The 25,818-nt window shown below is 55.1% G+C and carries 21 protein-coding genes and 1 pseudogene; 14 read left to right on the top strand and 8 right to left on the bottom strand.

From position 1 onward, the window contains the following. Positions 1–171: 171 nt before the first annotated feature. Positions 172–1,884 carry an adenylate/guanylate cyclase domain-containing protein gene (locus ACRZ95_RS19355; RefSeq protein ID WP_170681202.1) on the bottom strand — a complete coding sequence of 571 codons (1,713 nt, stop codon included), beginning with the start codon at positions 1,882–1,884 and terminating at the stop codon, positions 172–174. Between the two features lie 172 nt (positions 1,885–2,056). Here ACRZ95_RS19355 and ACRZ95_RS19350 point away from each other — a divergent pair, with 172 nt between their 5' ends. Then, positions 2,057–2,290, top strand: a complete 234-nt coding sequence (locus ACRZ95_RS19350) for a site-specific integrase (RefSeq protein WP_480555428.1) — start codon at positions 2,057–2,059, stop codon at positions 2,288–2,290. Between the two features lie 723 nt (positions 2,291–3,013). On the opposite strand, the gene ACRZ95_RS19345 is transcribed toward ACRZ95_RS19350, so the two are convergent. After that, positions 3,014–3,955: a LysR substrate-binding domain-containing protein gene (locus ACRZ95_RS19345; protein WP_480555426.1), complete on the bottom strand. Its 942-nt coding sequence runs from the start codon at positions 3,953–3,955 to the stop codon at positions 3,014–3,016. An 80-nt stretch (positions 3,956–4,035) separates the two neighbouring features. On the opposite strand from ACRZ95_RS19345, the gene proX reads away from it, so the two are divergent. The 5 genes from proX (at position 4,036) to ACRZ95_RS19320 (ending at position 9,654) form a co-directional block, all read left to right on the top strand. Beyond that, positions 4,036–4,995, top strand: coding sequence for a glycine betaine/L-proline ABC transporter substrate-binding protein ProX (gene proX, locus ACRZ95_RS19340; RefSeq protein ID WP_170549615.1), 960 nt, complete (start codon positions 4,036–4,038; stop codon positions 4,993–4,995). 62 nt (positions 4,996–5,057) lie between these two features. Then, entirely contained in the window at positions 5,058–6,077 is a 1,020-nt protein-coding gene (locus tag ACRZ95_RS19335; RefSeq protein WP_170549618.1) for a glycine betaine/L-proline ABC transporter ATP-binding protein, read from the top strand. Between the two features lie 11 nt (positions 6,078–6,088). Continuing rightward, a complete protein-coding gene (locus ACRZ95_RS19330) occupies positions 6,089–7,006 on the top strand; it encodes an ABC transporter permease subunit (RefSeq protein WP_170681200.1) in 918 nt (305 codons plus the stop codon). Between the two features lies 1 nt (position 7,007). Next, positions 7,008–8,504 carry a choline-sulfatase gene (gene betC / locus ACRZ95_RS19325; RefSeq protein WP_170681198.1) on the top strand — a complete coding sequence of 499 codons (1,497 nt, stop codon included), beginning with the start codon at positions 7,008–7,010 and terminating at the stop codon, positions 8,502–8,504. A 238-nt stretch (positions 8,505–8,742) separates the two neighbouring features. Then, positions 8,743–9,654: a homocysteine S-methyltransferase family protein gene (locus tag ACRZ95_RS19320; protein WP_170681196.1), complete on the top strand. Its 912-nt coding sequence runs from the start codon at positions 8,743–8,745 to the stop codon at positions 9,652–9,654. Positions 9,655–9,877: 223 nt separating this feature from the next. On the opposite strand, the gene ACRZ95_RS19315 is transcribed toward ACRZ95_RS19320, so the two are convergent. Then, the gene (locus ACRZ95_RS19315) at positions 9,878–11,188 is read right to left on the bottom strand and encodes an aminotransferase class I/II-fold pyridoxal phosphate-dependent enzyme (protein ID WP_170681193.1); all 1,311 of its coding nucleotides are present in this window, start codon (positions 11,186–11,188) and stop codon (positions 9,878–9,880) included. 100 nt (positions 11,189–11,288) lie between these two features. On the opposite strand from ACRZ95_RS19315, the gene ACRZ95_RS19310 reads away from it, so the two are divergent. Next, positions 11,289–12,185 carry a LysR family transcriptional regulator gene (locus ACRZ95_RS19310; RefSeq protein ID WP_170681192.1) on the top strand — a complete coding sequence of 299 codons (897 nt, stop codon included), beginning with the start codon at positions 11,289–11,291 and terminating at the stop codon, positions 12,183–12,185. Positions 12,186–12,249: 64 nt separating this feature from the next. Here ACRZ95_RS19310 and ACRZ95_RS19305 read toward each other — a convergent pair. Further along, positions 12,250–12,918 (bottom strand): annotated as a pseudogene (locus ACRZ95_RS19305) (IS6 family transposase). A gap of 215 nt (positions 12,919–13,133) precedes the next feature. Here ACRZ95_RS19305 and ACRZ95_RS19300 point away from each other — a divergent pair. Continuing rightward, entirely contained in the window at positions 13,134–13,562 is a 429-nt protein-coding gene (locus ACRZ95_RS19300) for a CAP domain-containing protein (protein ID WP_480555423.1), read from the top strand. A 584-nt stretch (positions 13,563–14,146) separates the two neighbouring features. On the opposite strand, the gene ACRZ95_RS19295 is transcribed toward ACRZ95_RS19300, so the two are convergent. Genes ACRZ95_RS19295 through paaG form a run of 4 tightly spaced genes read right to left on the bottom strand, consistent with a single transcriptional unit; the run spans position 14,147 to position 17,294 of the window. Continuing rightward, the gene (locus tag ACRZ95_RS19295) at positions 14,147–14,743 is read right to left on the bottom strand and encodes a TetR/AcrR family transcriptional regulator (protein WP_170681191.1); all 597 of its coding nucleotides are present in this window, start codon (positions 14,741–14,743) and stop codon (positions 14,147–14,149) included. A gap of 3 nt (positions 14,744–14,746) precedes the next feature. Continuing rightward, positions 14,747–16,057 (bottom strand): phenylacetate--CoA ligase PaaK, encoded by a 1,311-nt coding sequence (paaK, locus tag ACRZ95_RS19290; RefSeq protein ID WP_170681190.1) that lies wholly within the window; start codon positions 16,055–16,057, stop codon positions 14,747–14,749. 23 nt (positions 16,058–16,080) lie between these two features. Further along, positions 16,081–16,506 carry a hydroxyphenylacetyl-CoA thioesterase PaaI gene (gene paaI / locus ACRZ95_RS19285; protein WP_170668388.1) on the bottom strand — a complete coding sequence of 142 codons (426 nt, stop codon included), beginning with the start codon at positions 16,504–16,506 and terminating at the stop codon, positions 16,081–16,083. Between the two features lie 2 nt (positions 16,507–16,508). Further along, positions 16,509–17,294 carry a 2-(1,2-epoxy-1,2-dihydrophenyl)acetyl-CoA isomerase PaaG gene (paaG, locus tag ACRZ95_RS19280; RefSeq protein WP_170681189.1) on the bottom strand — a complete coding sequence of 262 codons (786 nt, stop codon included), beginning with the start codon at positions 17,292–17,294 and terminating at the stop codon, positions 16,509–16,511. A gap of 103 nt (positions 17,295–17,397) precedes the next feature. Between paaG and ACRZ95_RS19275 the strand changes: the two genes are divergently transcribed. From ACRZ95_RS19275 to paaZ, 6 genes are all read left to right on the top strand, one after another. Further along, complete coding sequence (locus ACRZ95_RS19275) at positions 17,398–19,416, top strand: 3-hydroxyacyl-CoA dehydrogenase NAD-binding domain-containing protein (RefSeq protein WP_480555421.1); 2,019 nt, start codon at positions 17,398–17,400, stop codon at positions 19,414–19,416. An 85-nt stretch (positions 19,417–19,501) separates the two neighbouring features. Next, positions 19,502–20,521, top strand: a complete 1,020-nt coding sequence (locus tag ACRZ95_RS19270; protein ID WP_170681187.1) for a TRAP transporter substrate-binding protein — start codon at positions 19,502–19,504, stop codon at positions 20,519–20,521. 57 nt (positions 20,522–20,578) lie between these two features. Beyond that, positions 20,579–21,085 carry a TRAP transporter small permease subunit gene (locus ACRZ95_RS19265; RefSeq protein WP_170681186.1) on the top strand — a complete coding sequence of 169 codons (507 nt, stop codon included), beginning with the start codon at positions 20,579–20,581 and terminating at the stop codon, positions 21,083–21,085. Continuing rightward, the gene (locus ACRZ95_RS19260; protein ID WP_170681183.1) at positions 21,082–22,434 is read left to right on the top strand and encodes a TRAP transporter large permease; all 1,353 of its coding nucleotides are present in this window, start codon (positions 21,082–21,084) and stop codon (positions 22,432–22,434) included. Before ACRZ95_RS19265 ends, ACRZ95_RS19260 begins: the two co-directional genes overlap by 4 nt. Then, the gene (locus ACRZ95_RS19255) at positions 22,434–23,621 is read left to right on the top strand and encodes a cytochrome P450 (RefSeq protein ID WP_480555418.1); all 1,188 of its coding nucleotides are present in this window, start codon (positions 22,434–22,436) and stop codon (positions 23,619–23,621) included. The genes ACRZ95_RS19260 and ACRZ95_RS19255 overlap by 1 nt, the downstream gene beginning before the upstream one ends. A gap of 119 nt (positions 23,622–23,740) precedes the next feature. Continuing rightward, positions 23,741–25,771 (top strand): phenylacetic acid degradation bifunctional protein PaaZ, encoded by a 2,031-nt coding sequence (gene paaZ, locus ACRZ95_RS19250; protein ID WP_170681179.1) that lies wholly within the window; start codon positions 23,741–23,743, stop codon positions 25,769–25,771. The last annotated feature ends 47 nt before the right edge of the window (positions 25,772–25,818 follow it).

The raw sequence follows: 25,818 nt of genomic DNA, 5'->3' as shown, positions 1-25,818 counted from the left end.
GCACATTGCTACCTTCGAGGAGTTTCCTCCGATCCCCCCAGGAACGCCGGACCCCTACGAACCACCCACTGACTGAAGGGCGGCTTTGTCCCGCATTTTCCGAATTGCCGTCGTTCCCTGCAACTTAACTGAACATCTAATTTGCAGACATTTGCCGACTTTGCCAGTCACCTATTGAGGTAACCCTGCCTTCAACCAACCTTCACGCCAGTTGTTTGCGGAGGCTGGAACAGTGAAGATTGGTATCTGGGTTTCCTGTGAAGCGGCAGTCAAGCCCGGGCGCAAAATCTGCAGGTCTTTAACCGCTTTGCGAGCGACTTCTTCATCAGTCAGGTGCCCCAGAGAAGCGATCAGCATGAGGTGACTCATGACGAAGCTGGATCGCACTGACAAAGCATCCCGACAAGCTCCAGCCGCTTCCTCATATCGCTCAAGCTGAAAGAGTGCGCTTGCCTGAGCAAGGTAGGCGGCGTGGCGCAACGGATCATGTGGGCTAAGGTCGACAGATTGAACCGCGTGTTTCAGAGCCTCCTCCGGCCTATCAAGCAGGCATAGGTTAATGGATGCTAGCATGTGAACTGTTGCAGCGTTTGGATTTTGCTTGAGCGCTTGTTTGAAAACGTCCCGCGCACGCGGCAGGTCTCGCGCGAGCATTGAGATGGAATGCGCCGCATACGCCATTGCGATCCCGTCTGCACGATCGCTCATGAGGACCCGTTCAGCGGCCGTGACAGCTTCCTTTGGCCCGTCACCAATAGGTTCAAGTCCTTGAACCATTCGTTGAATATGCAACCAAGCCAAAAGCCCGGATGCGGACGTATAGTCTGGATCACGATCCAGTGCGAGTGTTGTGAGTTGTATGGCCTTGCGGTTGTCTTCGTCCGTCAAAAGATGGAAGTGCGATTGCGCCCGAAGGTACAGTTCGTAAGCTTCCAAATTGTCCGTTGGTTTCGCTCGTGCTCGGTTTGTTTCAGCGTGCCTCAGTGATGGCTCAATCGCTGTCACGACCTCAACGGTGACTTTGTCTTGAAGGTCAAAAATATCATCAAGCACGCCGTCAAATCGATCTGCCCAAAGATGGCTGCCGTTTTCTGCATCAATCAGCTGCCCTGTAATGCGGACGCGCTGACCTGCACGTCTGACCGAGCCCTCTAGAACATACCGCACCCCAAGAGTGCGCCCGACTTCACGTATATCCGTGCTTTTGCCTTTGAACGTGAATGACGAGTTTCGGGCCAACACCATAAGCCAGCGGAAACGAGACAGCTCTGTGATGATGTCCTCGGTAATGCCGTCTGCAAAAAACTCCTGTTCAGGGTCACCGGACATGTTGTCGAACGGAAGTACGGCAATCCCGGGTCTGACATCTGTTGTTGTGGAAAGATTGGCCGAAGTGCCTTTGGGCCAGTGCCAAACACCAATGCGGCGTGTGATGTTCTTCAGTTCAGTTTGCTCGCCGCCTTCGAAGTGAGATGCATCACCACGGTCCAAACTGTTGTGCGAGGTGTCTGACATCAGAACTTGATCCGGCTCGGCCAGCGCTTCGAGACGGGAGGCGACATTTATTCCGTCACCAAAAATGTCATCACCATCCGTGACGACCTCTCCGGTATGAATGCCAATTCGAAGTTTGATACCGTCCGGTTTCTGAGCTGACTGTATTGCGATTGCGCAATCTGCGGCATCTGATGTGGATTTGAACTCGGCAATCCAACCATCGCCCATACTTTTGATCAGCGTTCCGTCATGGTCCTCCAACAGACACTGAAGCGTTTCTTCACGAAATGATCTGAGCGCTGCAATCGTGCCCTCCCGATCACGATCCATCAGTGCAGAGTAGCCAACAATATCAGCTGCAAGCACCGTGGTAAGCCTTCTGTCCATTCGTTAACCCCCGTTTCTACGAACTTAACGCGACGCTCAGGTTCTGTCAGCCCGACAAGGTCACCTTGGGGCTCAGTGGCGACCTCGGTGACAGCGCGGCATCCTGTTATGCCCTATCTAGTCAACTTCAGGTCTTCGTTGTGGGCGTGCATAGCGGATCGGAGGATCAGTTGTGGAAACACAAAACTCACCTGCCATTCGTGCTCTTCGTTCCTCTTGGAAAAAGGGACGCATCGTCGGTCAGAAACGACCTTTGAAACCTAAACACGTCTGGGCAATTCGAGTAAGATTAGAACTCGCAACGAACTATCGCCGCTCGCCTCTCTTTAAAATGGCCATCGCCAGCGAGTTGTGCGGCTGTGACGTGGTGAAGATGAAAGTCGTTGACATCATGGCGTCAGGTTAGATCAACGAGCTGTTTTCGGTGCTACAAAGCAAAACTTAGCAACCGGTCCGCTTAGAGATTTCTGAAGCAATTCAGATCTTAGCCGAGAGGTGGATGGAAGGCGAACTGATGGTCGGGTCTGAATACCTTTGGATAGGGCGTTTCCATGAGTCTATACACATTTCAAAGCGCCAGTATACGCTGACCGTGAGCGCTTGCGCGGCTGCCTTTGCTGCACCTTTCGGCTTGAGTTCACGCCAATGACTGGGAGACGTATGTCAGAGGAACGAACACTTCACTCCCGGTGCTTCGATTCGAACAATGCTTCACCTCATTCATAGTGTGCCTCCAGGCTGCGAGAAATGGTGATGCGTGATCCTTGGCTGGTAAATGTTCTTTCAAAACTTGATTGATCAAGGACAACTGGTGCGCGTGGCGAGCAGGAGCGTCCGAACCGAACGGAGATACTTCGCCTTTTTGACCGAGAGAGCTTCGAAATACGCCGCTTAAAAGAAAGTTTGGGAATGGCTGGGCTCCCTGTCCGAAGCCGCACCGTGACAAGGACGAAAACCTAATGAAGGGCAACTTCCGCGGCCCATTAGCTAGGAACAGCCCAAAGCTGTCGTTGATACATTAGTCCTATTGCTGCGCTGCGGTCCGTCAGAGAAGACATTTGCCGCAGGCGCAATATTGCGAACTGATTTAGAGTGCGAAGCGCACTTTCTGCTGTAGTACTGGCGGATCTTACAGTTGAGTTGCTTGATCAATTACCCAACTGCAGAACTTTCTTGTGTCTTCTCTGTCTGCAGCAGCGTTGATTAAATAGAAATAGTCGCGTTCGATTTCCAAGAATCCTTCCAACTTTATCAAAGTTCCGTCAGCGAGATATGGGTCGACCAATGGGTTTCCCGCCAAAGCGATACCTTGTCCCGCGATCGCGGCCTGCAGCATGTTGATATAGGTATTCATAGCCACGCCGCTGGAGTCCGCTGACAGCACCAAATCGTTGGCTTTAAACCAATGTGGCCAACGCGCCCCAGCCCGATAGATACCAGACAGGTAAAGCAAATTCTCCTTCATCAGATCCATGGGTTCTGACAGAGCAGTACTGGGAGAGTATTTTGGGCTCATCACTGGAAAAATGCGCTCGCGCAACAGCGGAATTACGTTGTCTCCGGTTGGCTTTTCCTTGGAATAACGGATCGCAACATCGACGTTTTCCGCGGCAAGGTCCAGCTTACGATCAGTGACTACAAGGTTCAGTTCAACCTCCGGGAACTGATTGCTGAAATCCACCATACGCGGCATGAGCCAGTAGGTCGCAAAGGCAGTCGTCGTGGTTACTGTCAGTGGGGTATCACCTGACGTCTTTGAGACATTCAGAACGGCGTTTGCAATCTGATGCAAAGCCGGAGCCACCTCAGCCTCCAGCATCCTGCCCGCCAGAGTCAAAGATACTTTTCTGTGGTCCCTGACAAACAGCGTCGTACCAAGTGCTTGTTCAAGCTCGGCAATCTGGCGACTAACCGACACGCGCGTGACGCCCAGCTCTTCTGCCGAACGTGTAAAGTTGGAATTTCTGCATGCTGCCTCAAAGGTTATCAGATGCGGCAGCTTAGTAAGTGTTTTGCGAAGATTTACCATAACGTTCTGGTTAACAAACTGGATGGTATTTTGGAACTTCACAACTGCATTCAGATGACAAAAAATTACCCCAAGAGAAGAAACCGGCCAAATAGGCTCTTGTAAATTTCAGGGAGGAAAACATGACAAACTTCTCCAATTTTGCGCGCACCGCAGCGATGACAACCGTGCTTGGACTTCCGGCATTTGCGGCCGATCAGCCCGGCGCAGGTGTTGATGTCTCGCCAATTAAGGGATCGCCCGCCAACGCATGGTTTCAGCATATGGTCGTGCAACAGGGTTTGGAGGCTTTGGGCTACAACGTCGAAGAAACCTTGGAAGCAGATTTCCCGGCTGTGCATCTGGCTGTCGCGTCTGGCGACGCCGACTACACCTTCAATCACTGGAAACCCCTCCATAACGACTTTTTTGACAAGTCCGGCGGCGAAAGCACAATGACGCGTGTAAAGGCCGGGATTACCGGGGCAGGCCAAGGGTTCTTTATCGACAAGAAGACCGCCGAAGCGAACGGCATAACCAGCGTTCAACAGTTTTCCGATCCTGCCGTTGCTGCCCTGTTTGATGCAGATGGCGATGGTCGTGCCAACCTGTCCGGATGCAATCCCGGTTGGGGATGTGAAATCGCAATCGAGGATCATCTGGACAATTTGAACCTGCGCGAAAACGTTCAACATGATCAGGGTAGCTATTTCGCGATCATGGCGGACACTATTACGCGATATAACGAAGGTGGCGCCATCCTGTATTACACATGGACGCCAAACTGGATCAGCGATGTCCTGATCCCCGGTGAAGACGTAGTGCAGATCGGTGTTCAAAGCGACGGCGAGATGGACGCGGGTTTTGCTGTGAACGACGTCTATATTGTCGCGAACAATGAATTCCTTGAAGAGAACCCCGCCGCCGCCAAGTTCTTTGAACTGGTCGATATCCCGATCAGCGCCGTCAACGCGGCGCAAGTAAAACTGCGCGACGGGGAAAATACGCTGGAAGACTTCCAGCGCCACGCCGCCGATTGGATTGCCGAAAACCAAGCGCAATTCGACGGTTGGGTGGCCGAGGCCGCGGCTGCCGCAAACTAACTCTCCCCGAAGACTTTGGGGCGGCTTGTCCGGCCGCTCCGGTTTTTTGAAGGAACAAGACAATGGCTGACGCACAGATCGAATGTCGTGACCTCTGGAAAATCTACGGCAACCGCTCGGACGAAGCCATGAAGGCGGTCCTGGCTGAGGGGCTGTCGAAAGAGGACGTAAGAGACAGATTTGGCTGCGTTCTTGGCGTTCGGGATGCGAGTTTCAGCGTCCGGAAGGGCGAGATTTTCTGCATCATGGGACTGTCCGGGTCAGGCAAGTCCACCCTTGTGCGCCACGTCAACAGGTTGATTGAACCGACGTCTGGCCAAATTCATGTGGCTGGCCAGCGTGTGGACACGATGGGCGAAGAAGAACTTCGCCAATTGCGAGCCGAAACGATTGGCATGGTCTTCCAGCATATGGCGCTGTGGCCGCATCGAACCTTGGGCGAAAATGTCGGATTCGGGCTCGAAGTTCGCGGCATTGATTTGCCAACACGGCGAGAGGCGGCAGTCAAGGCGCTCGAAGCCATGGATCTAGGCGGTTGGATTGATCACTACCCCGATCAGCTTTCGGGCGGCATGCAGCAACGTGTCGGTCTCGCCCGCGCATTGGCAGCCGACCCAGAAATCCTGTTGATGGACGAGCCATTCTCGGCGCTTGATCCTCTGATCCGCCGCCAATTGCAGGACCAGTTCCTGAACCTGTCGGCGCATATGCACAAAACCACGCTGTTCATCACCCATGATCTGGATGAAGCCATCCGGATGGGAGATCACATTGCCATCATGAATGACGGTGAGATCGTGCAGATTGGTACACCCGAAGAAATCGTGACCAGCCCCAAGGACGACTATGTCGCAGAGTTTGTGAAAGGCATCAGCCGTGTCGCGCTGGTCCGGGCGGAAACCATCATGGAGCCGCTGAACGGGCGGGAGACAACGGAAAAGACCGTGCGCGTCGACGCTGAACTGGGTGAGATCATTGATCTGTTCATGGAAGATCAGTCTCCAGTCACCGTCGTTAGTCCGGATCATGCCTCCGTTGGGCAGATCACCATCAAGGACGCGTTGACTGCGTTGCGCGGGTAAGGGGCGAAATCATGGATATCTGGAATGTTTTTGACACCGAATGGGTCCCCGTTGGCACATGGGTTGAATCCTTCCTGCAATGGGTGGTGACCAATTTCCGCTTCATCTTTCAGGCGATCAAGGTGCCGTTTGAAATCGTTCTGACCGGATTGGAGGACGCTCTGACCCAGGCCCCAGACTTGGTGGTTCTGGCATTAATCATTTTGGTGGCCTGGCAGGCAGGCGGTCGCCGTCTGGGCCTGATCTCGGCGGCCTGCATGCTTGCCATCGGTCTGATGGGTGCATGGGAAGAAAGCATGACCACCCTGTCCATCGTTCTGACATGCGTTGTGTTCTGTTCACTGATCGGCATTCCGCTGGGTGTTTACTCGGCCAAGAATGATCGGTTCTGGACGGTTCTGCAGCCCATGCTTGATCTGATGCAAACGATCCCGTCCTTTGTCTACCTGGTGCCAATCGTGATGTTGTTCTCGATCGGCAATGTCTCAGGTGTAATCGTGACATTCATCTACGCCCTGCCGCCAGTGGTGCGCCTGACCAATCTGGGCATCCGACAGGTTCGGGGCGATATGGTCGAGGCCGCGCGCGCCTTTGGTGCTTCGAACCGGCAAACGCTGTATAAGGTCGAGCTACCTTTGGCGATGCCGACCATCATGGCAGGCGTGAACCAGACCATCATGATGGCCTTGAGCATGGTCGTGGTGTCTTCGATGATTTCCGTGACTGGTCTGGGCCAGATGGTTCTGCGGGGCATCGGGCGTCTGGACATGGGTCTGGCGACCGTCGGTGGGCTGGGCATCGTATTTCTGGCCATCGTCATTGACCGTGTATCGCAAAGCTTCGGCATTTCATCGCGTGAGCGTGGTCACAAGAAATGGTACGAAACCGGCCCGGTTGGATATGTCCGCAGCCTGATGGGACGGTGGTAACATGACCGAATCTCGCCCAAATATCCTGTTCTTTCAGGTCGATCAGCTGACGGCGTCTGCCCTGCAAACCTACGGAGACACCATCTGCCACTCCCCGACCATTGATGATTTGGCCGCGCGTGGTGTGGTGTTTGAGAACGCCTATTGCAACTATCCGCTTTGTGCACCATCCCGCTTTTCGATGGCAACAGGGCAGCTGGCGTCGAAAGTTGGCGCTTATGACAATGCAGCAGAGTTTTCGGCCGAAATCCCGACCTATGCGCATTACCTGCGCGCAGCGGGCTATCAAACGGCCCTGTCCGGCAAGATGCATTTCATCGGCCCTGATCAGTTCCACGGGTTTGAAAAGCGCCTGACAGCGGACCTGTATCCGGGTGATTTCGCCTGGGTTCCCAATTGGGAAAACGAGGGCAAGCGCGACACCAACGATCCTCGGGCCGTGCGCATCGCCGGGATCTGCGAGCGATCGGTCCAGATCGACTATGATGAAGAGGTCACGTTCAAGGCAATACAACACATATTCGATATGGCGCGCGGTGACGACAAACGCCCGTTCTTTTTGCAAGTCTCTTACACCCATCCGCATGAACCTTACCTTTGCCGGAAAGAGTTCTGGGATCTCTACGAAGGAAAATACATCCCCATGCCCGCTGTCGGGGCATTGTCGGAAAATGAGCATGATCCTCACTCTGTCCGCCTACTCAAGGATTTTGGTATGTTGGGCATCCAGTTCAGTGACGAGGACGTTGTCCGCGCCATCCGCGCCTACTATGGATCTATAAGCTATATCGATAGCCTGATGACTCGGATCATAGATGCCCTGAGAGCAACCGGCGCGGACCAGAACACCGTAATTGTTTTCACTTCGGATCATGGTGAGATGCTTGGTGAACGTGGCATGTGGTTCAAAAAGCATTTCTTTGAAAAGTCCCTGCGCATTCCCCTTATCATCGCTGGCCCCGGTATCGCGCCGCAACGGGTTCAGGAGTTGACATCTCTTGTCGATGTCGTCCCGACCCTGAACACAATTGCCGAGATTGAGAACGCTGTAGAACCGCTGGAAGGTGTGGATCTGTTGTCACTCGCAGACAGGGGTAATCCGCCACCTGAACGCGCAGTCTATGCCGAGTATCTGGCCGAGGCGACCAAGGTTCCGATGTTCATGATCCGCCGTGGGAACTTCAAATTCATCTCGTCTTCCCATGACGGGATCATGCTCTTTGATCTATCGGACGACCCGAATGAGCGCACAAACCTTGCACATGCCGAGAGCCATCGCGAATTGGTCCACGGATTCATCCAAGAAGTCGAAGAAAAATGGAATGAAGCTGAGTTGATGGAAAGCATCGTTCTCAGTCAGAAACGACGCGCTCTGGTTCGCAGGGCAATGGGGCAAGGCGTCAAGCAGCGTTGGAACCACGGTGAGTCTGAAGCCGACAAAGTTCTATGGTACCGCGGAGAACAGGGCTACAACGAATGGGCGTTCGACTATATCTGACGCCAAACCAATGAGCCGCCATTTGTAACGGCTGTCTGGGCCCAAACCTGCCTTTGTTTAAAGCTTGATGACGCTGCAGTGCGGCCGGCAGAAGGAGACTTTCGCTGCGGTTCAGAGTTGCCCGGGAAGATGGGGTCAGTCCCGCGGAACACAGTGTGTCGCCGCCCTAAGGTTCACAGAAAACCCGAGACAATGTAGGTTTCTTTTGAAAGCTTAACAGCAATGGGAGTGGACTAAAATGGCACGACAGTTCCCACTCGAAGGTCAAAAGACTTATCTGGTTTATGCTGGCACTGGCACCGACCTGATATTTAATCATGGAGTTGAGTTGCCTGGTTTCGCGTCGTTTCCATTGCTGGAAGAGCCTGACACAAGGGCAATACTGGCCGGTCAAATGAAAGCTCTTGTCGATCTCGCGCGTGAAATGAATGTCGGATGCATCCTTGATGCGCCCACATGGATGGCGAACGCCGACCGGGCAGCGCCCTTGGGGTACGATGCAGAACGGCTCGTTGAAGTGAACAAAGATGCGGTCAGTCTAATGGAGGAATTACGCCAAACTTCCGCTCGCGATGATGTACTGGTGTCGGCCTGTATCGGCCCCCGCTATGATCCTTACGCCGATATCCCACCAGTACCCCTCGAAGATGCACGTCAGTATCACGCCGCTCAAATGCGAAGCCTGAAAGACACAAGCGTCGACCTGGTCACCGCTTATACATTCAACCGTCCAAGCGAGGCAGCGGGATGCATCTTCGCCGCCCGAGACGCTGATCTGCCGATCATAATGTCTCTGGCCGTTGAGACAGACGGGTGCTTGGCAGACGGAACCAAACTTGTGGACGGAGTAGACCAGATCGATGCGGCAACCGACTCAGCGGCGCTGTTTTTTATGGTTAACTGCGCCCATCCGACCCATTTCGGCGGAGCGCTTGGCAATCACCCTCGACTTAAAGGACTGGTGGCGAACGCTTCAAGTTGCTCGCATGCGGAGCTGGACGAGGCAGATGAGCTGGACGAAGGCGATCCAATTGAACTTGGTAAGCAGATTGGCGCGATTGCGCGGCAGAATCCTTCGATTAAAGTATTTGGAGGGTGCTGCGGTACCGACATGCGTCACTTGAAGTCAATGGCCCGCGAATTGTTGTAGCCAACATAGTTGAATCTTAGCGTTAGCGTTGAGATCTGCGGTGATACTGTGAATTCTGTTCGTAACTTTCTATGAGCGGCCCAATCCGAACCTTGAGCCAAGGATCGTGGTGCCGCGGTGCGGTCCGTCAGACCGGCCATTCGCTGCACTTTCGAACCCTGGTTGGTGTCGGAAGTGTGCGGACGAAGCGGTCATTTATTCTCCTGCGGCGATATTTATAGATCTAGCCGTGAACGAAGTGCACACTTGCAAAATGACAGCGCCAGTCAGCCACTTCGGCGGCGATATCGTCGCCCTTCAATCCGCGCGCAATCAGAGAAGACAGTCTGTCGGCGTGATCAGACGTCATGCCCCATCTCACCAACTCGGGCGTACCGATGCGCAGACCATTCATGTCACCTTCGATTTCCGTCACCGGCAGGCCAATACCGCAAGCCAGGAACCCGGCTTTGCGCAGGGTCTTGGATGCAGCCTGTCCACCGCCAAAGCGTTCTGCCAGAACAGCGAACTGGTGAGAGGCAGTGAAGCCCTCGCGTCCGGCAAAAACCGGAACACCTCGCGCATCGAGGCCCTGGGCCATTGCGCGGGACATTGCGATCATCTCGGCAGCGTAGTCCTGTCCATAGTCGCGCCAATCAAGCATCGTCACAGCAAGCGCAGCTGACTTCGCAGCATCAAAGTTTGCCGTCATGCCTGGGAATGCTATGGCATCCAAAGCCTTTGCGATCTCCGCATCGTTTGTGACAATCAGCCCCCCAGCAGGACCGCCGAGGCTCTTGTACGTACTCATTGTTATGAAGTGTGCGCCCTCGACCAAGGGATTGCGCCAAGCTCTTCCTGCGATAATACCGCATTGGTGCGCGGCGTCGAACATCACCTTGGCACCGACTTCATCTGCAATGGCTCGTACATCTTTGACCGGGTGCTCAAAAAGGTTGAGACTTCCGCCGATCGTGATCAATTTGGGACGCTCCCTTCGCACAAGCGCGCGCAGCTGGTCGAGATCGACGGTGTAGCCATCGGCATCAGTTGGTGCATCTATTGTTTGCAAACCAAACAAACCGGCGCATCCTGCGATGTGATGTGTTACGTGCCCACCGATCGATGCCGGCGGTGCAATGATCGTATCGCCTGCTTGGCAGGTGGCCATGAAGCCATAGAGGTTCGCAATCGCGCCAGAAGGCACGCGGATTTCTGCGAACTTTGCGTCGAAAACTTCCGCGCAAAGCTCGGCTGAGATGACCTCGATCTCTTCGATGGCTTCAAGTCCCATCTCATATTTTTCGCCCGGATATCCAAGCGACGGGCGCGAGCCGATTCCTGAAGACAGCAGTGCTTCAGCTCTCGGGTTCATTACATTGGTTGCAGGATTCAGGTTGAAGCATTCGTGCTCGTGGATTTCCCGGTTTCGGGTGGCTAAATGGTCAATCTGATCCAGCAGAGCCTTGGATGAGGTGCGAGACGTTTCGGTTGCGATCTTCTGGACTAGTGCTTCGCTGTCGGCCGGCACCCAGTTTCTCATTTCTATGGTCATCGCAATTTCCTCCTTGGCTGCACACAGATTGGACAGATCGGAATGACAACGCAAACTAGTTTTGCTATTTCTGGGCTTAGAAAAACTTAGGCTGAGATCTATGGCTGTCGCTCCACGTCGCCCTAAAGGGCCGCCCCTCAATGCTCTGCGTGCCTTCGAAGCTGCGGCGAGGCTAGAAAGTTTCGTTTCTGCGGCCGAGGAGTTGGGCGTCACGGCAGGCGCGGTCTCACAACATATAAAAGCTTTGGAAGGCTGGGCCGGAACTACCTTGTTTGAAAGAGGTGCTCACGGTGTTTCGCTATCCTCCTCTGGTCGCAAGCTAGCAGTAGAGTTCACGCATGCCTTTGATCTTCTCGCGGCGGCGACGCAGAGTTTACGAACCCTAGCACCCAACCCCGAGATTCATATTGCCGCTTTGCCCTCAATTGCGCAGCTATGGTTGCCAGCGCGATTGGGCAAGCTGCGCGAGAAGCGTCCCGACCTGAATGTCTCGGTGACAGCGATGGAGAGGCCTCCCAGCCTATCGAGAGAACTATTTGATCTGTCGGTTTTCCTTTCCGTCCCGGCTGAAACACCGGATCAGATCGTGCTTGCGGAAGACGAAATCCTTCCCGTTTGTTCAGCAAAGATAGCAGATGGTCTTGATCTAGAGACCGCGCAGTTGCTGCACGACCAGACGTGGCAAGAAGACTGGTCCATGTGGTCAGAGGCGACAGGTGTTTCAGTTGGTGATCCCCAAAGGGGGCCGAGGTATTCGCTATACGCCCTTGCCGTAGAAGAAGCGAAATCCGGTGCGGGTGTACTTATGGGACACAGTTGCCTGGTTGAGCAGGCGCTTCAGTCTGGACAACTCAAAAAAGTTTCATCGGAAAGTATCGGAACGGGTCGGGTGTTGGCCCTCGAGCTTCCACATAGATCGAGACGCCATCCTGCGATTGATGAGGTCGTTAGTCTACTTCGAGAGGAAGGACAGCAATTTACGGATGAAAACTGCTGACATGTCGAGTGTTTCTGCGTTGGGCTCAAAACCGATTTCGGTGAAGACACAGAACCTGGGTTTTTCAGGCGTTGCATCTTCGGTTGAGAACGGGCGTGAGTTGACCTTTGCAGATCATGTGAGCCACTTCGATTCCATCTAGCGTTGCAGCTGCTGATGCTTCGGCGTTTGACCCAAGCATCGGTCGTATTCGCCTCTTAATGGATTGGTGGTCTTGTTCGATGATATTGTTCGAGTTCTTTCGCCTGACAATCTCTATTAGTATAGGGCAACCAAAGCCTTTGAGCATTCTGTTGATTGCTTTGTTACCCGCAGTGTTTGCGCCGCTTTTGTCGATGACAATCTTTCGTAGAAGGCCGTTGATGCTCCTGCATTTTGGCGAAGAACTTTGTGGCTGCCAGTTTGTTTCGACGTTCTGAAAGCATGAAATCAAGCATTTTGCCATGTTTGTCTACGGCGCGGTAATGACAGACCCAAGTTCCTTTCACCTTTATATGTAAGTCTCGTTCATTCTCCAGGAGCGGTCGCATGGCTCTTTCCGCCGAAGTTCTGCTTCAGCGATTGCACCGGAAAATTGCGTACCCCAACTGTTCAGCGTGTTGTGGTCGACCGGAACATCTCGTTCGTACTTGATTTCTTACAAATCGCGGCAGGAAACACCATAGCGAACATAAAAGAAGACCGTGAACTGGATAACGTCTCTCGGATACTTCGCTCCTTTGAATGAAATCATGATTAGGATTTCAACTGGTTAAGACCCGAAGTCATACACTTCGCAGCCGCTACACCGCCAATTGCTAAAAGCTTGCAACAGAGCTCAATAGGCCGCGATTATCTTGGCCTGCGCATATCTAGTCCCTGAAGGAGCAGATTTATAGTAGCAAGACTTACGACCAATTATCTTCGTTTGTAGCAAACCAGGGTTGTAACTATTGGAAGATTCTGGGGATGACTGAAATGTTCCGTGTACTGCTAGTTTTGGCGTACCTGCTCCCTTCGACCATAGTGGCTAACACATTGGCGACGGACGCATTGAATTCACTTCGCGAACGCCAAGGTCTTCACGCCTTGCTATATAGCGAAAAACTGGAGAAAGCTGCGAAATCTCATGCAGAGGACATGGCTAAGAGAGGTTTCTTTTCGCACACCGGATCAAACGGGTCTGATGTAGGAAGGCGGGTTCTCGGGGCAGGCTACAAATGGTGCTTCGTCGCTGAAAACATCGCAAAGGGGCAGCAAGGGTTGGATGCAGTTGTGTCGGCTTGGGCTCGATCACCCGGACATCGAGCGAACATGCTCTCTCGCGAGGCTAGGGAATTCGCGCTCTACGAAGCCGCGGATCGAACTTGGGTAATGGTTTTGGCCGCCCCTTGCTAGTTTCGCGCAGGATCAGCGGGTCAGTTGAAACAATGGTGACGGCCAATCCATTTGTTCGACACGGCCCAATTGAACGCTATGCGCATCTAATCTTCTCAATTTTATCCATATTGGGCATTGAACGGCTAGCGAGCGAGGCGTCTCCAAGGCTGAGGTGCATATGGTAGCATGGCAAGAGTTCGTGTGACGCCGCATACCACTGCGAGTGTTTTCTGCCGCGGCCCGAATTCCAACCTCCATAAAAGCACTGCCGGTGTCATTCTCATTGGCTTTAAACGTCACCAATTGCCTGACACGTACTGGCTCTTGAAGGGTGACCTGATCAACACTCAACCTAGCAGAACACAAGCCCGAAAACCGCGATGCTTAAGACAACGCGATGCGATCCAAAAGGTTGAGAAATGCCCGGCCATGTACTTTCCCAATGAAATTTGCCATTTTGGGTGTTTTAGATACGGTCATTTATACTAGTTGAACAGCCCAGCATCTGGTTTTCTCCTCATTCGAAATGCCAGTAGTCTGCGATGAGGAATCTCCCTTGAAGCCAATGAAAAGCCGTCAATTGAAAGAAGAGTGCTTCCCTCCTACAGCTTTCGAATGCCGTGGACCGTCAGTGTGCTGACCAGATCAGCGTAGTCTTCACGTGCCTTGGTTCCTGCTCCCGTGTTCCACATGTAATACCAGTTCAGCATGCCGAAGACTGACATTGTGGCTCCGCGCAGCTTGGCCTTGTCATCACCCAATGTCTCTGGAGACAGCTCCTGTAGGATATTGTTGATGAAGCTGACCATATCACGCTGGTACTCGCGCAGTTTCTTTTGCTGGTCGTCGGCGAGGGCGTTCATACCGCTGATCTGAACCCGGTGCTCGTCATCAGCACCTTGATAGGCGAACAAGATTTCGCGGACTGCCTTTCGAAGTTTCTCTTCAGGCTCAAGCCCTTCGAAATCAACGTTGCAAATGCGGTCACGTAAATCACGTAGATAGGTCTCAAGGATGTCATACAAGATGGCATCCTTACTGTCGTAATAATGGTATATGTTCGCCTTGGATATCCCGCACTCTTTTGCCAACAGGGTCATCGAGGCGCGGTCGAACCCCTGATCCGCAAAGATTTTCGCAGCTCTTTTGAGAATCTGTTCCCGCTTCTGGTCGTGGTCTTTGGCGATTGTCCGGGCCACGGCTTATTCCTTATCGCGGTTGTCGATGACGCGCTTCGCCTTGCCCTGAGAGCGTTCGACGTCGCCTGGATCACCTACAACAATTTCCGTTGAAACGCCAACAACGTCCTTGATGCGCTTAGTTAGCATTCGGGCTGCGGCTGTCTTTGACATCTCGTCGGTTGAGTCTGCTGACGCTTCGACAAACACCCGCATCGCGTCCATTCGGCCGGATTTGTAAAGTTCGATCTGATAGTAGGGGGCCAGACCGCCCGTCGCCATGACCTGCTCTTCGATCTGGCTGGGGAAAACATTCACGCCCCTCAGGATCATCATGTCGTCGCTGCGGCCGGTAATCTTTGCCATCCGGCGCATCGAGCGCGCCGTTCCAGGCAGCAGACAGGTCAGATCGCGCGTTCGGTAGCGGATCATTGGCAAACCTTCTTTTGTCAAAGTGGTGAAAACCAACTCGCCGGTTTCGCCGTCGGGCAGTACTTCGCCTGTGGCCGGGTCAATGATCTCTGGTAGGAAGTGATCCTCCCAGATCACGGGACCATCTTTTGTTTCGACGCACTCGCTCGCGACGCCGGGACCCATGATTTCAGACAGGCCGTAGATATCAACCGCGTGCATGTCGAACGCGGATTCAACCTCCGTTCGCATCGCGTCTGTCCAGGGCTCTGCTCCGAAAACGCCGACCTTGAGAGAGCTTTTTCTCGGGTCGAGCCCGGATTTGTGGAACTGTTCAAGGATGTTGAGCATGTATGAGGGCGTCACCATGATCCCGTCGGGCTGAAAATCATGTATCAAGCCGACCTGTTTCTCGGTCTGCCCGCCGCTCATGGGGACAACGGTCGCACCCAATCGTTCGATACCGTAGTGGGCGCCCAGACCACCAGTAAACAGGCCATAGCCATAGGCGTTGTGGACCAAATCGCCCTTACGCAAACCTGCCGCCCGCAACGAACGCGCACCCAAATCTGCCCAGTTATCGATATCAGCTTTGGTATAGCCCACCACAGTTGGTTTGCCGGTTGTCCCGGAAGACGCGTGCAGTCGAATAATCTCACTGCGTGGGACCGCGAAAAGGCCGAAAGGGTAGTTGTCGCGCAGATCGTTTTTATACGTGAACGGGAACTTCGAAATATCCGAAAGCTGTTGCAAATCATCCGGATGGACACCCGCCTCATCAAAGCGCTGCTTGTACATCGCCACGTTTTCGTAGGCATGTCGGACCGACCATTTGAGGCGTTCAAGCTGTGTCGCACGGATTTCGTCGATCGATGCGATTTCGATCGGGTCCAATTCAGCTTTGTTGGGGGACAGGGCGTCCATTGCGTTGCTCCTCCAGCGTATTTCTATTCGACAAAATTCTGACCACCAACCGCGCGGGACATACCCCGGAATTCGGCGATAGTGATGCCATCTTGATTTGTGATGCGCACGTCATAGACACCGCTACGACCTGCAACAGCAGTTTCTGTTGCGGTTGCGGTCAGGCGGTCTCCCAGGCGGCCCGGTGCGAGATAGCTCATCATTGTATGTTGGCCGACGGTCGCCACGTTGCGACTGTTGCAGGCAAAGGCAAACGCGCTGTCTGCCAGGGCATGGGTGACGCCGCCGTGGCATATGCCATGGCCGTTGCAGTGATGAGTTGCGACGGTCAGTGCCAGAACGGCGCGGCCTTCGTCGACGTTAACGAGTTCCATGCCGAACCATTTGCTGGCCTCATCATTGGCCCACATAGCAGCGGCAGATTTGGCGGCGCGTTCTTGCGGGGTCATCGTCATTTGCCCTGAAAACTTGGCGCGCGTTTTTCGAGGAAGCTGGACACGCCTTCGGCATAGTCCTCGCTTTCCCCGCAGATTTTCATAGCGTCCGCTTCGATTTCAAGATGATCAGAAAGGCTGGTGGTCGCCGCGGTCTGAATGCACTGCTTGGTCTTACCCAACCCAACGGTCGGACCGTTGGCAATTTGGTTTGCCAAGGCGCGGGCTTCGGCCATCAACTGCTCATCGGGCAGGGCTTTCCAGATCAGGCCCCAGTCTTCTGCTTGTTTTGCTGGCAAGGGTTGCGCCGTAAGCGCCAGTCCTTTGGCTCTGGCCTCTCCCAACAAGCGAGGCAGGTGCCAACTGCCGCCGGTATCAGGGATCAGACCGACCTTGGCGAAACTCTGAATGAACTTGGCGCTTTCACCTGCCAAAACCATGTCGCAGGCCAGTGCCAGATTGGCCCCAGCTCCGGCAGCAACACCGTTCACAGCACAAATAACCGGGAAGTTCAGCGACCGGATCAATCGCACCAAAGGCGCATAGAAGGTCCGCACGGTTTTGCTCAGATCAGGCGGGCCGTCCATTTTCGATGGATCGCGGTCACCAAGATCCTGTCCGGCGCAAAATCCGCGACCTGCACCGGTCAAAAGGACGGCGCGCGCGCCGTTGTCTCGGGCGGATTTCAACGCGTCTTGCAGCGCGTAATGCATCTCATCATTGAATGAGTTCAGTTTGTCGGGACGATTCAGTGTAATCTCAACCCAGGTCCCGTGATCTTCTACAAGAATCGTATCGTTCATGACTGCTCTGCCAGATGTCGTTTCATTTTTATCATTGCATTAACCGAACGGTTGGTCAATATATAAACAAGACTCGAATCCAGAGCGCTTGAAGGGCACACCCATGTCTCAGACCTCACTTGTGAATGTTGAACTCAAAGGCGATGTTGCCTGGGTCACCATTGACAACCCGCCGGTCAATGCGACCTCGCAAGCGGTCCGGCAGGGGCTTGCAGATGCTGTGGACGCGGTCAAAGACGCCCGGGTGGCTGTGCTGCGATGCGCTGGCCGGACCTTTGTCGCGGGCGGGGACATGTCCGAATTCGACAAGCCGCCGGTCGAGCCGCACCTGCCCGAGGTCGTTCAAATGATCGAAGACAGCGAGGTTCCCTTTATTGCCTGTATGCACGGGAACGTTCTTGGTGGCGGGTTCGAAATTGCGATGGCCTGCGCATGGCGCATAGCAGCGGCGGGCACGGGATTTGGTCTGCCAGAGGTCAATGTTGGATTGATCCCGGGCGCGGGCGGCACACAACGTCTGCCACGCCTTGTAGGGATGGAAGCGGCAATCGACCTGGCCTGTAATGGCAAAATGCTGAAAGCCGAGGAGATGCTGCAGCTTGGTGCCGTCGATCTGGTGGCTGACGATCTTGAAAAGGCGGTCGAGAGTTTTGTGGCCGATCTGCCGGACCGTCCTGTGCCGGCCAGCCAACGTATTGTTGCTGATTTTGCGCCTGATCTGATCGAGACCTCTCGGGCATCGCTGAAAAAGCGCGCCAAGGGGCAGCAGTCGCCGTTGGAGAACCTGACCGCGCTAACCTGGTCCCAAATGCCGTTTTCCGAAGCTCAGCCGATGGAGCGGACGCGCCATCTGACGCTTCGCCAAACTGCGGAAAGCCGCGCGCTGCGTCATGCGTTCTTTGCAGAACGCAGTGTCTCCAAGCCCTCTCTGATCAAGGATGTCCAGCCGCGCGATATCAGCCGTATTGCTGTGGTGGGCGGCGGCTTGATGGGGGGCGGAATTGCAACCGCCGCTCTGACGGCTGGCCTGTCTGTCAAGTTGATCGAGCGCGACTCCGAGGCCGCATTGGCAGCCCATGATCGGGTTGAAGACCTGTTGAAGGGCGCGGTCAAACGCGGAAAGATGACCGAGGCTAAATACCTGAATTGCCTGTCCCGATTTCGCGCCGTTGACAGCTATGCCGAAGCAGCCGACGCGGAATTGGCCATAGAAGCCGTGTTCGAGGACCTATCGGTCAAACAGCAGGTCTTTGCCGAATTGGCCAAGAACATGGACGTCGACGCAATTCTTGCCACCAATACATCCTATCTAGACCCGGCTGAAATCTTCTCGGGCATCGAAAACCAGTCACGGTGCATAGGGCTGCATTTCTTCAGCCCGGCTCATGTGATGAAACTGCTCGAGATCGTGCACACCCCCCAAAACACCCCCGAAGTGGTTGCCACGGGATTCGCACTGGGCAAGAAGCTTCGCAAGGTCTCGGTTCTGTCAGGCGTTTGCGACGGTTTCATTGGCAACCGTATGCTGGCCGCTTATCGGCGCGCGGCAGATTATCTGCTGGCAGACGGGGCACTGCCGCATGAAATTGATCAGGCGATGCGGGATTTCGGCATGCCGATGGGGCCCTACGAGTTGCAGGACTTGACCGGGCTGCAGATCGCCTGGGCGAATAGAAAACGCAACGCCGCCAACCGCAACCCGAGTGAACGCTATGTCACCATTGCCGACCAGCTATGTGAGTTGGAGCGGTTTGGTCAGCGATCCGGCAAAGGCTGGTACCGGTACGAAGATGGAAATCGCAAACCGATCCGCGACCCCGAGGTTGAGGCTTTGATCGAAGGGTATTCCGCTGCGCAGGGCATTACCCGCCGGACCTTTACGGCCGAGGAAATATCGTCTCGCCTTCTGGCTGTCATGGCAAATGAGGGCGCTTTGATCATCCAAGAAGGGATCGCCGAAAACGCAGAAGCCGTCGATATGGTTCAGATCCATGGCTATGGCTTTCCGCGTTGGCGCGGGGGGCCGATGAACTATCGCAAGGAAATTGGGAGTGACGTGTCCCAGTCGGTTATGCTGGCTGTGGCTAAAGAAAGTCCGGCGTCTTGGGCCATCGCGGCCTAAACGAAGGCGCTTTAAAAGTGTTGATGGTTACAAAAGCAACCATTAACGCATTCAAAATGCATGTTTCACAGGGAGGAGACAGAACATGAAACTCAGCAACTTGAGCACCTTGCTGGCTTCGGCAGCACTGGCCATTTCGGGTACGGTTGCGATGGCGGCAGACTATACGCTGACCATTTCCAGCTGGGCACCGCCGACTCATGGCATCAACGCCAAGATGTGGCCGAAATTCGTCGAAATGGTTGAAGAAGCCACCGATGGCCAAGTCACCGCCGAACTGAAACTTGGCATCGCACCGCCACCGGCCCAGATGGACCTGATCATGGATGGCGCGGCGGATGCCTCGATCATTTTCCACGGCTACCAGCCGGGCCGCTTTGTCACCACCAAGATGATCGAACTGCCCGGATATGAGGGCTCGGCCGAGGCTGCATCGGTGGCCTATTGGCGCGCCTATGACACGCACCTGAAGGCGGCCGACGAACATCGTGGCGTCAAGGTGATCGCGCTGCATACGCATGGGCCGGCCCAACTGCATTCCAGCAGCCCTGTTACCACGCTGGACGAGGTATCAGGCCTTAAGGTTCGTATCCCCGGTGGCGTGGGTGGCGATGTCGGAACAGCACTGGGCGCAACCGGTATCCAGGTGCCTGCTCCGAAAGTGTACGAAACACTGGCTTCGAAAGCAGCCGATGGTGTCGTGATGCCATTTGAATCCCGCAAGGGCTTCAAGCTGACCGAAGTGGCTCAGAACGTGTACGAAGTTCCGGGCGGCCTGTATCGCGGCTCTTTCGCGTTCATCATGAACGAAGACACATTTGCCGACCTGCCTGCCGAGCTGCAGCAAGCGCTGGAAGAGCAAGTCTTTGGCGAGCCGCTGAGCCGTGAAATCGGTAAAATTTGGGACGAGATTGATGCCATTGGGCGCGAAGCCACCGAAGGCACAGACGGCAACGCGATCAACACTGCATCTGCCGAAGACCTGGAAAAATTCAATGCGATTGCTGTCGATGTCCGCGCCAAGGTCATTGACGAGGTTAACGGCGCCGGGGTCGATGCTCAGGCCGCGTATGACATGATCGTCAGTGAAATGGCCGCGCAATAACGCGAGCTGGTTGGCGGTCTCGCACCGCCAGCCGTTTCGACCGGGCGGGAATTCCTCATGCAATCTCTGGTATCCTTCGCGCGCCGCATCAGTGTTTTTCCGACAGTGATGGCCTGTGTGGCGCTTTTTATCCTCATGGTCATGACGTTTTGCGACGTCATTCTTCGGTCCATGTTCAACGCGCCGATCGAAGCGGCGACCGAGTTGACGCGTATTCTGATGGCGATCCTAGTATTCTCGGTGCTGCCGATGATTTCGGCTGGAAAGGGTCAAATTGCAGTCGACCTGACGGACGGGTTGTTTTCGCGACTGCGCCTAAGCCGCGCCCGGGATGCGATAGTCTATCTGGTCTCGGGCATCATGCTTTTCTGGCCAATACAGCGGGTCTGGATCCTTGCCGAACGGGCGCGGGACTACGGTGACGTGACCGAGTACCTTTCGATCCCCGTTTTCTATGTCGGCTGGTTCATTGCCGCGTCTACGGCGATCACGGCCGTCGCTATGATCACAACTGGTCTGCTACACATCTTCGCCCCCCATACTTTGTCGGAGCACCCTCAATGACTGCCGCACTGATCGGCTTTGGCCTTGTTCTTGTTCTCGTGCTTCTGCGCCTGCCGATTGTCTTTGCAATGGGCCTCGTTGGAACGCTGGGTTTTGCGTATGAACGCGGAGGCAGCACTCTGTCCGAACGCGGCTTGAAAGCGGCGATGTCGATGGTGGGTCGTCAGATTACCGACACGGCACAGGACTACGGCCTTTCGGTTATTCCGCTGTTTATCCTGATGGGTTTGTTCGTGAACAAAGGTGGGCTGGCGCGCGAACTTTACGCCGTATCAAACGCGTTTCTTGGCCATTTCAAAGGCGGGATTGCAATGGCTACGGTTGCGGCCTGTGGTGGGTTCTCGGCCATCTGTGGCTCGTCCCTGGCAACGGCGGCAACGATGTCCAAGGTCGCCATGCCGGAAATGCGCCGCTATCGCTATTCAGATGAGCTGTCGACGGCGTCGATCGCGGCAGGCGGCACGCTCGGCATTCTAATCCCGCCCTCCGTGATCCTTGTAATCTATGGTCTGCTGACCGAGACATCCATCGGCAAGCTGTTTGTTGCCGGTATCATTCCCGGCGTGCTTGGCATCCTTCTGTACCTGTTTGCCGTTCGCTGGACCGTCTGGCGCAAACCCGACTCCGGACCCGCAGGAGAAAAACACGGCTGGGGCGAGAAGCTGAGGGCGTTACGGTCGGTTTGGGCGGTGTTGCTTTTGTTTTTTCTGGTCATCGGCGGGCTTTACGGCGCGTTTGATTTCCATCCGCTGAACCTGACCTTCAGCCCGACCGAAGCCGCCGGCATGGGCGCCATGGGGGCGTTTCTGATCGCCTTGTCCCGCGGTGGGTTGACCCTGAGTTCGACCTTCGAGGTGTTGAAAGAAACAACTTATACCGCTGCCGCCCTGTTCTCGGTCCTGATCGGGGCTCAGATCTTTTCGAACTTCATCAACCTCGCTGGCCTGCCCGAGGCGCTGATCGGCTTGGTCACGGCCTATGACGTGGAACCGTTCGTGGTGATCCTGATGATCCTGGGCATCTACATCATCTTGGGCTGCGTGTTTGAATCGCTGTCGATGCTTTTGCTGACCGTGCCGATCTTTTTTCCGCTGGTGACGTCGCTGGGCTATGACCCGATCTGGTTTGGGATCGTGGTTGTTGTCGTGACCGAGATCAGCCTGATTACCCCGCCGGTTGGTTTGAACGTGTTCATCCTAAAAGGGGTGGTCGGGGACGTTTCGACCGCAACGATCTTCAGGGGTGTTACTCCATTTTGGATCGCCGACATTTTCCGTCTGGCCCTGATCGTGCTGGTGCCCTGGCTGGTACTGGTCCTGCCCGAACATATGGGGGCGATGGGTCACTGATGTTTTCCCTGACGGCGCTTCCCGACGGGTTTCACGAGGACCCTTATCCAGCCTATGCCGCGCTGAGAGAGGATATGCCGGTCTGCCCCCAACCCGATGGCTCTGTGATCCTGTCGCGATACGAGGATCTGGATCTGGTCTATCGGGATACGACGCGCTTCATCTCGGATAAAAAGGCGGTGTTTGGGCCCAAATACGGGGTCGACAGCCCGTTATACGAACATCACACCACAAGTCTGGTGTTCAACGATCCGCCTCTGCACACCCGCGTCCGTAAGGTGATGGTCGGCGCGATGAACCCGCGTGCCTTGGCGCAGATGGAGCCGGGTTTGATCCAGCTCGTCGATGGTTTGCTGGATCAGATGCAGGCCAAAGGTCAGGTCGAATTGATCGAGGATTTCGCCGGAGCGATCCCCATCGAAGTGATCGGCAACCTGTTGGGCATTCCCAGGTCCGAACGCGAACCCCTGCGGGACTGGTCTCTGGCTATTCTTGGGGCTTTGGAACCACAATTGACGCCTGAGCAGGAAGAGTGGGGTAATCGCGCCGTCTCCGAATTCAAAGAATTTCTTCGCCATATCATTGAGGATCGAAAAGCCAACCTGGGCAATCCGGAAACGGATGTTCTGACACGTCTGATGCAAGACGATGCGGATGGCGGCTTGACCGACGTTGAGCTGTATCAGAACTGTATCTTTATCCTGAATGCCGGGCACGAGACCACGACAAACCTGATCGGCAACGCGCTGGATCTGCTGGATCGGCACCGAGATAAACGTTCGGAATTGCTGAACAATCCCGACCTGATTGCCACGGCAGTGGACGAATTCTTGCGCCTCGAAAGCCCAAACCAGTTTGGCAATCGCCTGACCACCGAAGACGTGACACTCCACGGCCATACCATTCCGGCAGGCACGGATGTTCACCTGTGTATCGGCGCCGCCAACCGCGACCCAAGGCAGTTTGACCGGCCCGACGAAATGCTGCTGGACCGCCGCCCGAACAAGCACCACGCCTTTGCCGGTGGCCCGCACACCTGCGTCGGTCTGACTCTTGCTCGGATGGAGGGCAAGATTGCGGTCATTCGGTTTTTGAACCGCTTTTCCAACTATCAGGTCACAGAGGGCGCAAAGCGTGGTGGGCGAATTCGCTTTCGCGGGTTCGCCCAGCTTCCTGCACAGGTTTGACGTGACCGAACAAGAAAATGAGTCAGTCTTTTTATTGACCGACCGTACGGTAAATATTATAGCTACCATAACCGCGTACATAGGTCCGCGTAGATCATCTCAGGACTGAGGAGAGGCACATGACGATCCAACAGATTTCAAGTTTCGCGGCAGGTGAGTGGATCGCGCCGGGCGAAGGGGCCCGCAACATTGCCAGTGCTGTGACCGGAGAGGTGATCGCGACCGCTGGCAACACTGGTTTAGATGTACAGGGCATGTTGGACTATGCGCGCAACGTTGGTGGTCCGGCACTGCGGCAGATGACCTTTCATGAGCGCGCCAAGATGCTCAAGGCATTGTCAGTGCATTTGGGGCAGCACAAGCAGGCCCTGTACGACCTGTCATTCAACACGGGCGCGACCCAATCGGATCATCTGATCGATATCGATGGTGGGATCGGTACGATGTTCGTATTTGCCTCGAAAGGCCGCCGCGAAATGCCCGATGGTCACGTTTATCTGGATGGCGACGTCGAACAGCTGTCGCGGAATGGGACCTTTGTCGGTCAGCACATCTGCACCCCGCTGCAGGGTGTGGCGGTTCATATCAACGCGTTCAACTTTCCGGTTTGGGGCATGTTGGAGAAGCTGGCTCCGACCTTGCTGGCCGGTGTTCCAGCTATCGTCAAACCGGCGACGAATTCCTGCTACGTAACCGAATTGTGCGTGCGGTTGATGCTGGAGTCTGGCATTTTGCCTGCCGGGGTGCTCCAGCTTGTGTCGGGTGGTCTGGGTGACATGTTGGATCGCCTGACCATGCAAGACGTGGTCAGTTTTACCGGCTCGGCCAATACTGCGCTGAAACTACGGTCTAACCCCGTCATTCTGCAAAACTCCGTCCGTTTCGTGGCGGAACAGGACAGTCTGAACTGTTCGGTACTGGGCACTGACGCCCAACCGGGGACACCGGAATTTGACCTGTTCATCAAGGAAGTTCAGCGCGAGATGACCACAAAAGCGGGTCAAAAATGCACCGCGATCCGCCGGATCATCGCGCCCGAGCGGCATGTGCAGGCGGTGATCGAAGCGCTTTCCGCGCGGCTGGCAAAAACGGTTATCGGCGACCCTAGGCTTGAGACAACGCGCATGGGCGCGCTGGTATCGAATGATCAAAAACTGGATGTACTGGAAAAGGCTGCGATCATTTGCCAAGAAGCCGAACGTGTGTTCGGCAACCCGGATGATTTTGCCGTTGATGGCGCAGATGCCGATAAAGGGGCTTTCCTGCCGCCGATGCTGTTCCATTGCGCCGACCCGGACGCGGCACAGCGCGTTCATGACACTGAAGCCTTCGGGCCGGTCAGCACGATCATGGGGTATCGCGACACCGACCACGCGATTGAGCTTGCGAACAGGGGACAGGGGTCTCTGGTCGCGTCGGTCATTACCCACGACCTGGACGTGGCGCGCAAATTCGCCATGGGTGCCGGGGCGTATCACGGGCGTCTCTATTTCAACAACCGAGACTCGATGAAAGAGGCCACGGGCCACGGCTCTCCCTTGCCGCATATGGTCCATGGCGGCCCCGGTCGCGCGGGTGGCGGTGAGGAAATGGGCGGCGTGCGGGGCGTGAAACACTACATGCAGCGCACAGCCATCCAGGGCTCGCCTGACCTGTTGACGGCGATTGGCTCGAAATGGGTCTCGGGCGCGACCGAGATCAAAGGCCCGGCGCATCCTTTCACGCGGCGCTACCACGATCTGGCAATCGGTGAGACAATTCACACGGCGCCGCGCACCGTCACGCTCGAAGATATCGAGCACTTTGCGGAATTCACCGGCGACACCTTCTATGCGCACATGGATGAGGCCGCCGCGGAACGAAATCCGTTCTTCCCGGGTCGTGTCGCGCACGGATACTTGCTGCTGTCCTTCGCTGCCGGGTTATTTGTCGAACCGAACGAAGGCCCTGTCCTGGCCAACACAGGTCTTGACGGATTGCGCTTTATGAAACCGGTTGTGGCGGGCGACAGCATCAAAGTGCGCCTGACCGTTAAGTCAAAGAACAAACGCAACGATCAGTATGGCGAGGTTCGCTGGCATGTTACTATGACTCAACAGGATGATGACCTTGTTGCTGAATACGAACTGCTGACAATGGTGGCCTACTGACGAAACCGGGCCGGATGGTAATTCGATCCGGCCCGCCTATACTGCGG

The organism is Ruegeria sp. AI3 (assembly GCF_056541245.1).
This window is presented reverse-complemented; position numbering and strand designations above follow the sequence as displayed.

Coding starts and splice junctions, on each gene's coding strand:
- ACRZ95_RS19315 (WP_170681193.1), bottom strand. CDS start 11,188: ATGACCATAGAAATGAGAAACTGGGTGCCGGCCGACAGCGAAGCACTA.
- betC (WP_170681198.1), top strand. CDS start 7,008: ATGACCGAATCTCGCCCAAATATCCTGTTCTTTCAGGTCGATCAGCTG.
- ACRZ95_RS19335 (WP_170549618.1), top strand. CDS start 5,058: ATGGCTGACGCACAGATCGAATGTCGTGACCTCTGGAAAATCTACGGC.
- paaG (WP_170681189.1), bottom strand. CDS start 17,294: ATGAACGATACGATTCTTGTAGAAGATCACGGGACCTGGGTTGAGATT.
- paaI (WP_170668388.1), bottom strand. CDS start 16,506: ATGACCCCGCAAGAACGCGCCGCCAAATCTGCCGCTGCTATGTGGGCC.
- ACRZ95_RS19310 (WP_170681192.1), top strand. CDS start 11,289: ATGGCTGTCGCTCCACGTCGCCCTAAAGGGCCGCCCCTCAATGCTCTG.
- ACRZ95_RS19300 (WP_480555423.1), top strand. CDS start 13,134: ATGACTGAAATGTTCCGTGTACTGCTAGTTTTGGCGTACCTGCTCCCT.
- ACRZ95_RS19320 (WP_170681196.1), top strand. CDS start 8,743: ATGGCACGACAGTTCCCACTCGAAGGTCAAAAGACTTATCTGGTTTAT.
- ACRZ95_RS19355 (WP_170681202.1), bottom strand. CDS start 1,884: ATGGACAGAAGGCTTACCACGGTGCTTGCAGCTGATATTGTTGGCTAC.
- ACRZ95_RS19265 (WP_170681186.1), top strand. CDS start 20,579: ATGCAATCTCTGGTATCCTTCGCGCGCCGCATCAGTGTTTTTCCGACA.
- ACRZ95_RS19275 (WP_480555421.1), top strand. CDS start 17,398: ATGTCTCAGACCTCACTTGTGAATGTTGAACTCAAAGGCGATGTTGCC.
- paaK (WP_170681190.1), bottom strand. CDS start 16,057: ATGGACGCCCTGTCCCCCAACAAAGCTGAATTGGACCCGATCGAAATC.
- paaZ (WP_170681179.1), top strand. CDS start 23,741: ATGACGATCCAACAGATTTCAAGTTTCGCGGCAGGTGAGTGGATCGCG.
- ACRZ95_RS19330 (WP_170681200.1), top strand. CDS start 6,089: ATGGATATCTGGAATGTTTTTGACACCGAATGGGTCCCCGTTGGCACA.
- ACRZ95_RS19255 (WP_480555418.1), top strand. CDS start 22,434: ATGTTTTCCCTGACGGCGCTTCCCGACGGGTTTCACGAGGACCCTTAT.
- ACRZ95_RS19260 (WP_170681183.1), top strand. CDS start 21,082: ATGACTGCCGCACTGATCGGCTTTGGCCTTGTTCTTGTTCTCGTGCTT.
- proX (WP_170549615.1), top strand. CDS start 4,036: ATGACAAACTTCTCCAATTTTGCGCGCACCGCAGCGATGACAACCGTG.
- ACRZ95_RS19270 (WP_170681187.1), top strand. CDS start 19,502: ATGAAACTCAGCAACTTGAGCACCTTGCTGGCTTCGGCAGCACTGGCC.